This is a genomic window from Neobacillus niacini (assembly GCF_031457145.1).
Taxonomy (GTDB): domain Bacteria; phylum Bacillota; class Bacilli; order Bacillales; family Cytobacillaceae; genus Neobacillus; species Neobacillus niacini_J.
Genome location: NZ_JAVDVZ010000013.1, coordinates 105,062 through 119,132, shown reverse-complemented (window position 1 = coordinate 119,132; position 14,071 = coordinate 105,062). Strand labels below are relative to the sequence as shown.

The window sequence follows — 14,071 nt, the reverse complement described above, 5'->3', positions numbered from 1 at the left end:
GCCAATGAAGATTGTCATCGTAGATGATAATAAAACAAATCTAATGATTGTCGAGAAAATCCTTAGGAGAGCAGGCTATAATAATCTGCTTATGCTTTCATCTGCCGGGGATTTATATCAATATTTACAGCTCGATTCACCTAATCCCGGCGAAGTCCCGGTCGACCTCATCTTAATGGATTTGATGATGCCGGAAATTGATGGAATGGAAGCCTGCCGGACGGTACTGGCCAATGAGCGGTTCTCCGATTTGCCGATTATTTTTGTTACGGCGATGGGCGATTCCAATAAAATGGCCGAGGCGATGGATGCAGGAGCACTCGATTATGTGATGAAACCGATTAATAAAGTCGAACTCCTCGCCCGGATACGCTCAGTCCTGCGGTTAAAGCAGGAAAAAGACTTGCGGAAGGAACGGGATAGACGCATTCAATATGAACTAGACATAGCCAGGCAGGTGCAGAGAAGCATGCTTAGCGGTCCGCTTCAGGAAAAGGATGTCAACATTTCGGCGGTTTACAGGCCAACCTTTGAGCTCGCTGGCGACTTTTATGCCTGGTATCAGATTAGCCCCAACCGCTATGGGGTCATCCTGCTCGATATGATGGGTCACGGTATTTCCTCCTCACTCGTAGGGATGTACATCTATTCCGCGTTAAAAGATACCATTACGGGAATCACAGATCCGGAAAAGGTTATAAGAGAACTGAATGCGCGCATGCTCCAGCTCCATACACCTGATAGTTTAATGAACTATTATTTTACAGCGATTTACTTTGTCCTCGACACGGAAAAACAAACGATTGAATATGTCAATGCCGGTCATCCTGTGGGTATTGCCATTGTGGATCAGGAAGTGAAGCTTTTAACAGAAGGCTCCTGCGCTCTGGGCTTTTTTGAGGAGATTGAAGTCACCAAAGGGGTGATTCCTTATCAGGAAGCTGCCCGAATTTTGCTGTTTACGGATGGGTTATCGGAATGGCTGGAGGAGAAATATGAAGATGCAACGGATAAGCTAATCGGCTTCTTACAAGCAAAGGACATGGTAGATCCTGCGGCGCTGCTTCATCAGCTGCAGCCAGGCTGGGAACACGTAAATCCTCCAAAGGACGATATGTGTCTGGTCATGATTTCAACGAATTCTCCATAATAGAAGGGTGTCAGCTTTTAGGCTGACACCCCGATTATTTTTGTTTGCGGATTAGCTGCCCAGATAAGCTTCAAACATCCATCTGTGCTTTTCTAATGAGGTACGAATGTGAACGAGCAGATCGGCAGTCGGCTCATCTTCATTTTCCTCAGCAAGCGAGATGCCCTCTGTCAGTTCGGTGCAAATCATGTCAAAATCATCAGCCAGTGTTTGGACCATTTGCTGCGCGTCTTCATCACCAGTTGCTTCCTTTAGGGTGGTAAGTTCCAGGGTCTCCGTTAGGGTTGCGACCGGTAATGCTCTCTGTGCGAGCATTCTTTCCGCAATCGTATCAAGATGTAAGGCAGCTTCCTTGTAAAGTTCCTCGAATTTAAGGTGCAAGGTGAAAAAGTTCTCCCCCTTTACATACCAGTGATAATGATGCAGCTTCATATGAAGTACGGAAAAGTTGGCCACCTGCTTGTTGAGAGTATCGGATAATGTTTTGTTTTTGGATTTTGTTTTCGTAGTAGTTGTTGCCATATTTATTACCTCCTGTATTGTGGTGTACCTCTTATATACCCTGTTATGAACATATGAAACTATTTAATTTTTTGTAGGAGAGGATTGGGACCAAATTCCCATTGGGTCAGATTAGTAGAAACGATATGATAGTGTTACCTATTTTTTTACAAAGGGGGAGTGCACCTAATGAAGGGATTACATTTCAACATCCACACGAAAATTATTGCAGGCTATTTATTTATTTTGATTTGCTTAGTTGTCTCCTTGTTGATTGTCATGAACCGGATGTCGGCTTTGCAGGAAGAGGTCGATTTCATATCGCAGCATGATATTGAGGTTCACAATCTGGCGAATCAGATTCAAAAAAATGTAATAGATATGGAAACTGGGATGAGAGGATATGTGATAACAGGCAATGAGGAGTACCTCGAGCCCTATCACATTGCTAGCCGGAACTGGCTCGACAACTACAGCAAACTTCACTCCTTGCTTGCGGATAAAGGGACACAGCAGCGAAATTTAGAGGAAATTAAACCGCTGATTATGAACTACATCACTAGTTCTGCAGAATATGCGGTTAATCAAAAAAAGATAGGTAACCAGACTGTTTTGGACGATTTTTTTAAAAATAACAAAGGGAAAAAAAGGACCGATGAGCTCCGGGCGCACTTTGTTTCCTTCCTCCAACATCAAACAAACCTGACAAATCAGCGTGTGGAGCAGCTGAGTCAGAATAATAATAATTTAAAGATGACATTGTATGCCATCATTCTGGTGGTTACCCTGATTACGATTGCAACGGCAGTATACCTGTCCAATTCGATAGTCAAAACGATCAAACAGGTCATCTGGACGATAAAAGGGATTACCGATTCAAAAGAGTCAGGGGTAGACCTTGCCACAAGAATTGAAGTTAACACACATGATGAAACGCGTGAACTCGCGGAAGCGATGAATGAGCTTCTCAGCAATCTAGAGAAGCAGAACTGGATCCAGAAAAATATGGCGGAAATCTCGACCATGTACCAAGGAATGACGGATCTGACAGAATTGACGCATGCCTTTATCACCAAGCTTGCTCCTATGTTTGAAGCGGTCTACGGCGTGGTTTATCTCCGTAGAAATCAAGGCAGCGAGGTTCGTTACGTGAAAGAGGCCGGCTATGCAATTGCCGGGGAAGAAAGTGCCGGGGCGAGTTTCCGGTTAGGAGAAGGGTTAATCGGACAGGCCGCTTTGGATAAAAGAATCTTCCTGATTGATCAGCTGCCAGAGGAACATTTTAAAGTCACCTCGGGGTTAGGGGATTCTTCTCCTCGGAATCTTTTAATTGCGCCGATTTTAGTAGATGGCAGGGTAGAAGCGGTTGTTGAATTCGCTGCCTTTCAGCCGTTTATGGCTCAGCATCTTACTTTATTGGATCTGCTTCAGGATAAGTTTGGTTCCGCGATTACCAACGTAGCAGGCCGGATGGAAGTAGAAAGGCTGCTCGGGGAATCGCAGGTGTTAACCGAAGAACTTCAGGCGCAATCAGAGGAACTTCAAGCCCAATCGGAAGAGTTGCAAATGCAGCAGGAACAGCTGCGGATTACCAATGAATATTTAGAAGAACAGAGGCAATTCGCCGAACAAAGGGCATTTGAACTGAAGAAGGCGAAGGATGAACTTGAAGACTATTCACGGAAACTGCAAATGAGCTCGCAGTACAAAACGGATTTTCTAGCAAATATGTCGCATGAGCTGCGGACGCCATTAAATAGTATTTTGATTCTGTCTCAAATGCTGATGGAAAATGATGGGGAAATGGACGAGTCTGAGGTAAAGGAATCCTCCCGAGTCGTCTACACGGCTGGAAGTGATTTGCTGCGGCTGATTGATGATATCCTTGATTTATCAAAAATCGAAGCTGGTAAAATAGAAATTTTAACAGATGACATGAACGTGACCGAAATTCCACAAATGATGAAGAGTATGTTTGAACCGATTGCAGCGAAAAAGAATTTAACATTTGAAGTGCTGACAGCTTCAAATGTTCCTAATGTGATTACGACCGATGGACAGCGACTGCAGCAAATTTGGAAGAATCTATTATCCAATGCGTTTAAGTTTACGGAACAGGGTTCTGTAACGGTAAGAATTGAACTTGCAAAACCAGAAAAGGTTCAGGAATTATTGCCTGGTCTGGATGAAGAGGAAATGGTGCTGGAGATTTCTGTAACCGATACAGGAATCGGAATCGCTCAGGAGAAACAGCAGATTATCTTCGACGCGTTTCAGCAGGTTGATGGTACCACCAACCGGCAATATGGCGGAACCGGTTTAGGATTATCGATATGCCGTGAATTTACCCGTTTACTTGGCGGAGCGATTACGGTTGAAAGCGAGCCGGATAAAGGAAGTACGTTTACTCTGTATGTCCCTGGCAGGCAGGAGGCTGCGGAATATCATCTGCTTGAGCAACTGGCATTAAATGAGGCAGCGGTAAGCATCAGCACGGAGGAACAGGAATCGGCTATCGAAGAAACAGAAATAGAAGTTGTAGAAGCAGAAGCTTCAGATAACCAGTTGTTTAGAGGGAAGAAAGTGCTGTTAGTAGAGGATGATCGACGGAATGTATTCGCACTTGTAACAGCCTTGGAGAAAAAAGGCGTTAAGGTTCAAGTGGCGGAGAACGGCAGGCGGGCCATTGAGTTTTTACAGGAACAAGCCGATTTTGACCTGGTTTTCATGGATATTATGATGCCGGTGATGGGCGGTTATGAGGCGATGAAGGCTATCCGCCACGATTTGAAGATGGATAGACTGCCGATTATTGCGCTGACGGCCAAGGCGATGAAGGGTGAACGTGATAAGTGTATGGAGGCGGGGGCTTCTGATTATATTATGAAGCCATTGAATATTAATCAGTTATTCTCGTTAATGCGGGTGTGGCTGACCGAGCAGGTGAATGAAGATTGAACGAGGCAACGAATGAGATGGTAACAGACATCGAACTACAAGAGCCAAACGAGCTTCAAGAGATAGAAATCAAATTGCTGCTTGAGGGCTTGTATCAAATGTATGGATATGACTTCCGGAGCTATGTCCGGGGTTCAATCGGCAGGAGGATTTTAAATCGGATGAAGGCAGAGAGACTTCCGACCATTACTGCTTTATTGGAAAAAGTGTTTCACGAACCAGGAGTTCTGGAGCGTCTGTTGAATGATTTTTCCATCCGGATGACGGAAATGTACCGAGATCCCAGTTTTTTTGCCGCCTTTCGAAATGAAGTGGTGCCATTGCTTCGAGAGCTTCCGGAAATTCGGATTTGGCATGCCGGCTGCGCCACAGGTGAGGAAGTTTATTCCATGGCTATCTTGCTGCAGGAGGAGGGCTTAATGGAAAGGGCGAAAATCTACGCAACCGATATGAATGAAAAAGCCCTGAAGGCTGCGAAAAAGGGGGCATTTCCGTTAAAAAAGATGCAGCAGTATACGAAAAATTACTTGAAAGCGGGTGGAAAAAAGGCATTTTCCGAGTACTATAACACGGACCATCAATTTGCTTATTTTTCTCCCAGCTTGAACGAGAAGCTCACTTTTGCTCAGCACAATTTGGTGAGTGACAGCTCGTTTAATGAGTTTCATGTGATTTTATGCCGCAATGTCATGATCTATTTTGACAACGCCCTGCAGCAGCAGGTTCATAGCCTGTTCTATGACAGCCTGGCGGACGGTGGATTCATCGGACTAGGAAGCAAAGAATCGATGCTAGGGTTGCCGAAGGGCATGAAATACGCAGAATTTAATCCAAGTGAAAAGATTTATAGAAAGAAGTAGATGTCTGACCTGTGTCAGGCATTTTTTATGTTTGATAGGATTGATAAAAGGGTATTTCTTTTTAAAAAGACTGTGAGGGGAACAGGGTGAAAATAAGAATCGAGATATTCTTTGTCATTATGATGTTTTTCTTCTGCTGGGTGGTTCTTTTTACAAGATTCCCTTTTTGGTGGAAAGCAATAGGTATCAGTTTGTATGCAGGTATAATTTTATACAGTGTGGCGGAGTTATGGCTTCAAAACCGCCCTGTACCAAAAACGCTTTTATGGACATGCCTTTTAATTTTAGTACCGGTATTAGGCTATATTTTCTATATATATACAGGTCAATTACTTTTTAAAGGAGCACTTTTTAAAAGCAAGCGGTTAAGCGACCGTCAGCTGCTCGAGGCACTTCGTAAAAGTGAGCGGCCACTGGAGGTGCTGTCAATGCTCAATGACCAGCAGCGCTGTTTTGCCGGCTATCTTGACCGGGTGACCTTAACGGATCAAAACCAGAATACCAGAACGAAAATTCTAAAAAACGGCGAGGCAACCTTTCAGGAGATGAAACAGCGGTTGAAGGAAGCAAAGGACTTTATTCATTTAGAATATTATATATTTCGCTTTGACCGGCTGGGGCAGGAGCTGATGGAGATCCTGAGTGATAAAGTAAAGGAAGGGGTGGAAGTCAGGCTGATCTACGATGCGTTCGGAAGTTTCTCCATTTCCGAGCAGGATAGAAGGAAAATGGCAGAATCCGGGATTCAGCTTCACCCTTTTCTGCCGCTTAAAACGGCATGGTTTACGCAAAAGTTTAATTTCCGCAATCATCGAAAAATCATTGTCATTGATGGGAAAATTGGGTTTGTCGGCGGGATGAATGTGGGAGTGGAATATCTTGGTGAGGATAACAAGATTGGCTTTTGGTGTGATACGCATGTTTTGCTGGAAGGGGAAGCGGTCCAGACACTGCATGCTGTTTTTCTTTTAGATTGGAAATATGTCTGCGGAGAAAAACTGTTTGAAAATCACCGCTATCTACAGTCGGTGCCGGCAGACGGCGATGGTCTTGTCCACGTGGTTGCCACTGGACCCGAAACCCGCGACATGAGCGATCATTATTATGCGATGATTTCGTGTGCAACAGAATCCGTTTGGATTGCGACACCATATTTTATTCCGAATCAAGCCATTATGACAGCACTGCGGGTGGCTGCGAAAAAGGGCATTCAAGTCCGGCTAATGGTGCCTGTCGATGGGGACATGGCCTCGATTGGAACGGCAAATTTGGATCTGCGCAGCTTTCATTTGAATTTTGAGGTCAATTTGTTTTTAACAGCCACAGACAGCATTTACGATCTTGTTACTCATTTTGAGGAAGACCTGAAAGAATGCAGAAGGATTCGGCCGGTCGAATTTTACAAAAGGGGTCTGGATGTTAAATGGAAGGAATCTTTTGCCAGGCTGTTTTCGGGTGTACTATAACATGTTCAAAGGCGTCTGCATATAGCAGATGCCTTGTTTCCGTGCATGGGCTTTTATAGAAAAAGGCAGCAGATTTTTCGAATTCCAGTATGGAGTGACCGAAATGGAAAATGAAAAGGAGTTTGGGTCAATGCAGGTGGTCTGGAGTGACCGAAACGGAAAATGAAAAGGAGTTTGGGTCAATGCAGGGGTGTGGGAGCACGACCGACAATTAGGGAATTGGACAGGACAACCGGTGATTTTGAATGATGTCTGATTTCGTCAGAGCAGAACAAAAAAAGAAGACTGCAGGATTTGCAGTCTTCTCTTCGTTCTATATTATGCATTGCGTCTAATCATTCTTAGTACAAGGCTGAGGATGAGTACAAAAACAATGGCACCGAGAAAAGCTGGTAAAACGTAAAATCCGCCAATTACCGGTCCAAAGCCTCCTAAAAGTGAACCAATCCAAGCCCCGATGAACCCTGCAATGATATTTCCAATCACTCCTCCTGGAACATCACGCCCCAGAACCAATCCGGCCAACCAGCCGATAATTCCTCCTATAATTAATGTCCAAATAAATCCCATGAAAATCTCTCCTTTCAATATTTCACCTGCGTTATGGTTAGTAAATACCCGGTATTCCAGCAGCTAAACCTAATAATGAGAAAACTTATCACGATTTTGTTCCAAACGCTCCTTTACACCCGCCTCCGCGTAATTCATATGTGTTTCCAGGTAACGCTGGCAAACCTTTAATTCGAAAGTATATCGAATAAATGCTTCCTGATCCCGGTCATCTAGACACTGATCGATTTTTCGTTTTAACAAACTAATCTTTGTAATTAACTCTGCCTTTTTCCTCATCTTATACCTCCAAATAATCCTATTTTAAAGAACTAAAGGTTAAGTACCCCAATATTTGATGAGTAAAACCTAATAGAATTTTTAAAAAAGTAGGTTTCATTTATTTGGGAGCGGATATATAACTGTTACAAGCTGTGATTGGCAGCTGAATGATAACTTTTGAGGAGGAATAAAAATGGAAAATATTAAAATTGTAGAAAATGGAGTCGAGGCTAGACAGGAAATCGCTCAGTTCAGAATGCAGGGGTATACAAAGGATGAAATTTATTTATTAGCTCACGATCAAAACCGTTCGGAACATCTTACGGACGTACTGAATATTAACAAAGTTGGCTTAGGGGAGCAGGGAGTTTTTGAAGCTGTAGCAAACGTTTTTCGTTCCAGGGGGGATGAATTGCGGTCGAAATTAGAGTCACTGGGGCTATCAACTGCGGCAACGGAGCGTTGTGAAGAAAAAATGGATCAGGGAAAAGTCATTATCGTCGCTTCTAAATCGGCCTAAATTAAATAAAAAATGAGGTGAATAATCATGAAAAAGTCTAATCAAAGTATGGAGAAATTAAAAGGTATTCGTAAACGAGCAAGGCATAAAAGGAGCGATGGCCATTCACTCATGCATTATTTTAAAAAACCAATTGTTCATAGGGAGATACATGGGGACAGAGTTCATGTCCCGTTAAGAATCAGCAGGATTTGGAATGGTATCTAATTTCATTTTGTACTTATTAACTGCCTAAACACTGTTTATTTGAACAACCAGTGTTTAGGCAGTTAATGCGTTGAAAAATTTTCTATAATATAAACGAAACCTTTGGTCATTTCATCCGTCTGTATGATATGCACCTATTTTATGTATAATGGCAGTTTTTTGCATAAATGGTGACAGGCACCGAAGTGGCACCGAAATATCACCGAAATATGGTATACTGTTCTTTAGTCCTCTAAAGGAGGGGTTTGATGGAAAGTTTTGGACAAATGGCTTTGTTGAGTATTTTCTCGCATCTGGTGTTTATTGCGTTGGCTTGGTGGGCGCTGCAGTCGATTCGCTTAGATAAGCTGCTGAAACCGAACCATGTTTTCCAGGCGCGATTACTATACATATTATTGGCCATCATCATTGGATCTTCAGTTAGTAATTTTTTCCTAGATTACCTTCAATGGTCAAGGCAGCTGCCTTTGATTTTACAATAATAGACAACTGGTAAAAATTTAGGTCTTCGTACATGTATCTTTTTTAGCGAAAATTGAGTACAATTCTCTTTGTGTGAAAAAAAGTGCAATCTGAATGAAAAAGCTCACAGCTTAGAAAATAGATAAATAACGTTTAAGCAAATCAAAATGAATTCAATGAATGAAACTTTCATGCAAAACTGAACCAGTCTTAAAGCGGAAAATTAGGTGATTTTACAAAAATCTCAAAAAGCTTGTCAAAAAGTGACGACATTTCCCAAGTATGCTCTGCCTCTCCTTGGTAACAATGGTAGTAAGGGGGAGAGTAGAGATGAAGAGAAACAAAAAGATACTTTTTAGCATAAGCATGATGATGATAGTTGGTTTGATGGCGTTGCTGGGCAGCCGGTTAACGGAAGCGGGTGGCGATGTTGATTTGATGAAAATCGCCAGTGTTTTTCAAACAGAAGATATTTTGCTCGAAGAATGGTCGTTTTATGCAAGGGAGCATTTGGTTGACCTGAATACAGAGAAAGAAGTGCAGGAATATGTGAAGGAGCTTCAGCAAAAGTTTCCTGATTGGGATTGGTCGACAAGTGAGACCAGCGACAAATGGGAAGTAACAGCAGTATCTCCGACTTCTAAACACCACACAGAAATGCTTCAAGTTATGGCAACCCACACAAAACAACCTGTTAATGCGTATATAGTATATAAGGTCAGCGGTGACGAGTGGAATAAGGAGATGGAGTCCTTTTTCATTGAGGAACCAATTAAAACTAGGCTCTCCGACATATTTCGAGGAAATCCAACAATTTTCTCTAGTATGAAGGGCAGCATCAGTGATAAGATGGATATGGCTATACCTACTGTTGCAAGGGATTTATTGAAAAGTTTTAAGGCAAAAGAAATCGAAGCGTTAAAAGAGGATACGTTCATGTCTGTATCGGCGAACTCGGCAGTGTTTTCAGACTCCATCGCGCAGGACATGAATTTACAAATTGGCATACGCTCCGAAGGATTGGGCGCTAAGACTACCATAGTAGTTGGCACACCAATCATTACGATTGAATATTAATATAGAGAAAATGGACGCGGAGGGGAATACTCTTGGAAAAGATCATCGTCCGCGGCGGACAAAGGCTATACGGATCGGTTAAAGTAGAAGGTGCAAAAAATGCGGTCCTGCCTGTACTCGCTGCCACATTATTAGCAAGTGACGGAAAAAGTGTAATTCGTGAAGTACCTACACTCTCCGATGTATACACAATTAATGAAGTATTGCGCAACTTAAATGCGGAAGTTGCCTTTGACAATAATACAGTTGTCGTTGATGCATCTAGAGTGTTGAAAGAAGAAGCACCTTTCGAATACGTTCGTAAGATGCGCGCATCTGTCCTCGTGATGGGTTCACTACTAGCACGCAATGGTCGTGCACGTGTGGCTTTGCCAGGCGGATGTGCGATTGGTTCTAGACCGATTGATCAGCACCTTAAAGGTTTCGAAGCCATGGGTGCAAAGGTTAAAGTAGGAAATGGCTTTATCGAAGCGGAGGTTGATGGCCGCTTAAAGGGTGCTAAGATTTATTTGGATTTCCCAAGTGTTGGTGCCACTGAAAATATCATGATGGCGGCAACTCTTGCAAAAGGAACGACCATTCTTGAAAACGTAGCAAAGGAACCGGAAATCGTTGACCTTGCTAACTTTTTGAATAAAATGGGCGGAAATGTCCGAGGCGCAGGCACGGGCACTCTTCGTATTGAGGGTGTCGATGTATTGTTTGGCGCTGAACACAATATTATTCCTGACCGAATCGAAGCGGGAACCTTTATGGTTGCTGGTGCGATTACGGGCGGAAATGTATTGGTACAAGGTGCGGTTCCTGAACACCTATCTTCTTTAATTGCAAAAATGGAAGAGATGGGCGTTACGATTATTGAGGAAAGCGATGGCGTTCGTGTCATCGGTCCTGAAAAGCTTAAGGCTGTCGATATTAAAACCATGCCTCATCCAGGATTCCCAACAGATATGCAATCACAAATGATGGCGCTCCTGCTTCGTGCAGAAGGCACATCGATGATTACGGAAACGGTGTTCGAAAACCGCTTCATGCATGTGGAGGAATTCCGCCGGATGAATGCTGATATTAAAATTGAAGGACGTTCCGTGATTTTAAACGGGCCTTCTAACTTACAAGGTGCGGAAGTAACGTCTACAGACCTTCGTGCCGCAGCCGCTCTTATTTTAACAGGGCTGGTTTCTGAAGGAAATACGCGTGTAACAGAGTTAAAGCATTTAGACCGTGGTTATGTGAACTTCCATGGTAAATTAGCTGCTTTAGGTGCGGATATCGAACGTGTGAGTGAAGCAGAAGAAGTTTATACGGAAGTGGAAAGTTACATTACGGATTTGAATGCGTAATTTTTAAAAAATAAGGACCGAAGAGGGCGTCTATAGGATGCATTCTTCGGTTTTTATTTATATGCCATTTTTAGAAAATTCAGTATTGTTTTTTTAGTCATAAATGCTTGTCCTCCTCCATATGATGAATTGAGACTGTAGCCCAAGTATCGGGTGCACAAATTTCATAATTGGAGGCTCCTACATGAAAAAATTCAAACCACTCATCCTACTAACATCTTTCTTATTTGCCCTCACCTTAATTATTCCAGCGATTCTAGTGTTACCGTTCGGGGATGGGAAGGTTAGCGGCAAATTGGGTGAAGAGCTAACCAACAAGGCCCCAAATACCACGACAGCAAACACAGCAGACGCCGCAGTTGAAGTTGCGGTTTACCGCTCCTCTATAGGACAAATCGATAATGTTCCACTAGAAGAATACCTTGTCGGGGTTGTAGCAGCTGAAATGCCGGTTGAATTCAAGGAGGAAGCCTTGAAGGCACAAGCTTTGACAGCTAGAACGTATATCGTCAGAAAATTGCTTAGCAAAGACAATATCGGTGTTCCGGAAGGCGCACAGGTAACGGATACGCAAATTCATCAGGTTTACCTAAGCAAAGAGCAAATGAGAGAAAACTGGGAGATGGAGTTTGAATCGAACTATTCAAAAATTCTTTCTGCGGTTCGAGCTACGAGTGGACAGATTTTGACATATGAGGGGCAGGCTATCGACGCCTCCTTCTTCTCGACTTCTAATGGCTATACGGAAAACTCAGAGGACTACTGGTCCAATGAAATGCCTTACCTGCGAAGTGTATCAAGTCCATGGGATAAAAATTCTCCGAAATTTAATTCGGTTAAAGAGGTTAGTGTTAAACAATTTGAATCGGCGCTCGGTGTGAAGGTGGGCGCGAGCGGGACGATTGGAAAAATTGTTGAGCGAACCGCTGGGAAGCGGGTGGCAAAGGTCGACTTTAATGGGAAAGTTCTGAGCGGTAAGGAAATTCGTGAAAAATTGGATTTAAGGTCGTCGGACTTTGAGTGGGAGCGCAAAGGAAACAGCATTGTGATCACCACCCGCGGCTTCGGACATGGTGTGGGGATGAGTCAATACGGCGCGAATGGCATGGCTGCTGATGGGAAGGACTATCAAGAGATTGTGAAGCACTACTATCAGGGTGTCGAGGTTACGGCAGCGGATAGTATGCTGGCAACGATTACGGCGCAGAAATAAATTTGTGGGCCAAACCAATTGTGGTTTGGCTTTTTACTTCAAATTAAAATATATTACAAAAAAAACCACCGCGCAATATCGCAGTGGCTACATTCCTCTCACAAAACCAAGAACCTTCCCAAGCCTAACAAATTTCCCTTTAAATAGCGCACCCCGAATAAAATAAAAGCAAACGATGATTCCGGTGAAGTCTTTTACGAGGTCAAACCAGGACGCTGAGCGGTAGGGATAGAAGGATTGGTGTATTTCATCGGAGACACCGTAAAGTCCGGCTATGACGGCAGAGATGATGTTCAGAGACGCTGTGAACGGTCCCCTGCGTGTCAAAAATGCTAAAACTAGCAATACGTATAGAATCGCGAACTCTATTAAATGCAGGGATTCCTTAATCGTCCGGTCCAGCCCTGAATCCGGGAGTTCGACGAAGTGATTGGATGGCAGACTCGACATGATCCAAATCGCTGCCATATAGGCAATGGGAAGCAGTCGTAATACGTATTTCAAAAAATTTTCCTCCTTCGTGCATAAAAAAGTAAGGTTAATCAAAAAATAACTACAAAAAATTTTTTTCACTAGTGTATATAATTCTACTTATCTGTTCAGAATGATTGCTGAGGTGATGAAAATGAGAGAGGAAGAAAACAAACGATCTTCTCAAGGTTCCAGCGTTAAACGCTTTTTCAAAAAGCGTTGGGTATTTCCAGCCATTTATATTGCAAGTGCAGCAATCATTCTGACAGCCGTTCTTTGGTTCCAAGGCAGCGACAATGCAACTGACAAGTATGATTACGAGTCTTCGGACCTAACGGGTAAAAAGAACGACACTCCAGCGATTGAAGTTAACTCAGCATTAGAGAACTTAAAAATGCCAGTGAAGAATCCAATGGAGACAACTGTCAAAATGGAATTCTATGATTTCAACGCTAGTGAAGAAAAACAGGAAGCAGCATTAGTATTTTACAACAATACGTATGTTCCGCATACTGGAATTGACTTTACATCTAAAAATGGCGAAACGTTTGACGTAGTATCTGCTCTTAGCGGAGAAGTTACTAGAGTTGATGAAGATGCCACCCTTGGTAATGTCATTGAAATCGAACACGATAAAGGTATTGTAACACAATATCAATCGGTTAAAGATGTGAAGGTTAAGGTTGGCGATAAAGTAAAACAAGGACAAGTTATTGCCATGGCTGGACAAAGCTTGTTTGATGAAGAATCTGGAACGCATGTACATTTTGAAGTCCGTAAAGATGGTGTAGCTGTTAATCCGACTAACTATTTTAACAAACCAGTAAGCGAATTACAGGAAAAAGCATCAGCGGGTGAAAAAGCAGAAGATACAAAAAGTCCAAAACAACAAATGATTGAGGAACCTGCTACTGATGAAGAGAAAGCTCCATCAGAAGAAGAAGGTACTCCATCAGATGACGAATCTTCTGAGTCAACAGATAAAACTAACTCTTAATAGTGAACAAAGGGG

Annotated in this window: 15 protein-coding genes; 11 read left to right on the top strand and 4 right to left on the bottom strand. The window is 42.9% G+C overall.

The window, feature by feature from the left end; all coding sequences use genetic code 11:
- Window positions 1-4: 4 nt before the first annotated feature.
- The gene (locus J2Y03_RS23320) at window positions 5-1,150 is read left to right on the top strand and encodes a PP2C family protein-serine/threonine phosphatase (protein WP_396954257.1); all 1,146 of its coding nucleotides are present in this window, start codon (window positions 5-7) and stop codon (window positions 1,148-1,150) included.
- A gap of 51 nt (window positions 1,151-1,201) precedes the next feature.
- Here J2Y03_RS23320 and J2Y03_RS23315 read toward each other — a convergent pair whose 3' ends face one another.
- Window positions 1,202-1,672 carry a Dps family protein gene (locus tag J2Y03_RS23315; RefSeq protein WP_310198952.1) on the bottom strand — a complete coding sequence of 157 codons (471 nt, stop codon included), beginning with the start codon at window positions 1,670-1,672 and terminating at the stop codon, window positions 1,202-1,204.
- A gap of 168 nt (window positions 1,673-1,840) precedes the next feature.
- Between J2Y03_RS23315 and J2Y03_RS23310 the strand changes: the two genes are divergently transcribed.
- The 3 genes from J2Y03_RS23310 to cls all read left to right on the top strand — a co-directional run bounded on the left by J2Y03_RS23310 (window position 1,841) and on the right by cls (window position 6,935).
- A complete protein-coding gene (locus J2Y03_RS23310) occupies window positions 1,841-4,609 on the top strand; it encodes an ATP-binding protein (RefSeq protein ID WP_310198949.1) in 2,769 nt (922 codons plus the stop codon).
- Window positions 4,610-4,626: 17 nt separating this feature from the next.
- Window positions 4,627-5,469: a CheR family methyltransferase gene (locus J2Y03_RS23305; protein ID WP_310199014.1), complete on the top strand. Its 843-nt coding sequence runs from the start codon at window positions 4,627-4,629 to the stop codon at window positions 5,467-5,469.
- A 122-nt stretch (window positions 5,470-5,591) separates the two neighbouring features.
- Window positions 5,592-6,935, top strand: a complete 1,344-nt coding sequence (cls, locus tag J2Y03_RS23300; protein ID WP_396954256.1) for a cardiolipin synthase — start codon at window positions 5,592-5,594, stop codon at window positions 6,933-6,935.
- 318 nt (window positions 6,936-7,253) lie between these two features.
- On the opposite strand, the gene J2Y03_RS23295 is transcribed toward cls, so the two are convergent.
- Together J2Y03_RS23295 and J2Y03_RS23290 are read right to left on the bottom strand one after the other, a co-directional pair.
- Window positions 7,254-7,505, bottom strand: a complete 252-nt coding sequence (locus J2Y03_RS23295; RefSeq protein WP_310198946.1) for a GlsB/YeaQ/YmgE family stress response membrane protein — start codon at window positions 7,503-7,505, stop codon at window positions 7,254-7,256.
- Between the two features lie 69 nt (window positions 7,506-7,574).
- On the bottom strand, window positions 7,575-7,784 hold the full coding sequence (locus J2Y03_RS23290; protein ID WP_310198943.1) for an IDEAL domain-containing protein: 210 nt from the start codon (window positions 7,782-7,784) through the stop codon (window positions 7,575-7,577).
- A gap of 175 nt (window positions 7,785-7,959) precedes the next feature.
- On the opposite strand from J2Y03_RS23290, the gene J2Y03_RS23285 reads away from it, so the two are divergent.
- From J2Y03_RS23285 to spoIID, 6 genes are all read left to right on the top strand, one after another.
- The gene (locus J2Y03_RS23285; RefSeq protein ID WP_310198941.1) at window positions 7,960-8,286 is read left to right on the top strand and encodes a YflT domain-containing protein; all 327 of its coding nucleotides are present in this window, start codon (window positions 7,960-7,962) and stop codon (window positions 8,284-8,286) included.
- 27 nt (window positions 8,287-8,313) lie between these two features.
- Complete coding sequence (locus J2Y03_RS23280) at window positions 8,314-8,493, top strand: hypothetical protein (protein WP_310198939.1); 180 nt, start codon at window positions 8,314-8,316, stop codon at window positions 8,491-8,493.
- A 245-nt stretch (window positions 8,494-8,738) separates the two neighbouring features.
- Window positions 8,739-8,975 (top strand): DUF1146 family protein, encoded by a 237-nt coding sequence (locus J2Y03_RS23275; RefSeq protein ID WP_132087891.1) that lies wholly within the window; start codon window positions 8,739-8,741, stop codon window positions 8,973-8,975.
- Window positions 8,976-9,261: 286 nt separating this feature from the next.
- Window positions 9,262-10,032, top strand: coding sequence for a YwmB family TATA-box binding protein (locus J2Y03_RS23270; protein ID WP_310199009.1), 771 nt, complete (start codon window positions 9,262-9,264; stop codon window positions 10,030-10,032).
- Window positions 10,033-10,064: 32 nt separating this feature from the next.
- Window positions 10,065-11,375: a UDP-N-acetylglucosamine 1-carboxyvinyltransferase gene (murA, locus tag J2Y03_RS23265; protein WP_310198936.1), complete on the top strand. Its 1,311-nt coding sequence runs from the start codon at window positions 10,065-10,067 to the stop codon at window positions 11,373-11,375.
- A 184-nt stretch (window positions 11,376-11,559) separates the two neighbouring features.
- On the top strand, window positions 11,560-12,588 hold the full coding sequence (spoIID, locus tag J2Y03_RS23260) for a stage II sporulation protein D (protein ID WP_310198933.1): 1,029 nt from the start codon (window positions 11,560-11,562) through the stop codon (window positions 12,586-12,588).
- An 87-nt stretch (window positions 12,589-12,675) separates the two neighbouring features.
- Here spoIID and J2Y03_RS23255 read toward each other — a convergent pair whose 3' ends face one another.
- The gene (locus J2Y03_RS23255) at window positions 12,676-13,092 is read right to left on the bottom strand and encodes a VanZ family protein (RefSeq protein WP_310198930.1); all 417 of its coding nucleotides are present in this window, start codon (window positions 13,090-13,092) and stop codon (window positions 12,676-12,678) included.
- 121 nt (window positions 13,093-13,213) lie between these two features.
- On the opposite strand from J2Y03_RS23255, the gene J2Y03_RS23250 reads away from it, so the two are divergent.
- The gene (locus J2Y03_RS23250; protein ID WP_310198928.1) at window positions 13,214-14,056 is read left to right on the top strand and encodes a M23 family metallopeptidase; all 843 of its coding nucleotides are present in this window, start codon (window positions 13,214-13,216) and stop codon (window positions 14,054-14,056) included.
- Window positions 14,057-14,071: the final 15 nt, after the last annotated feature.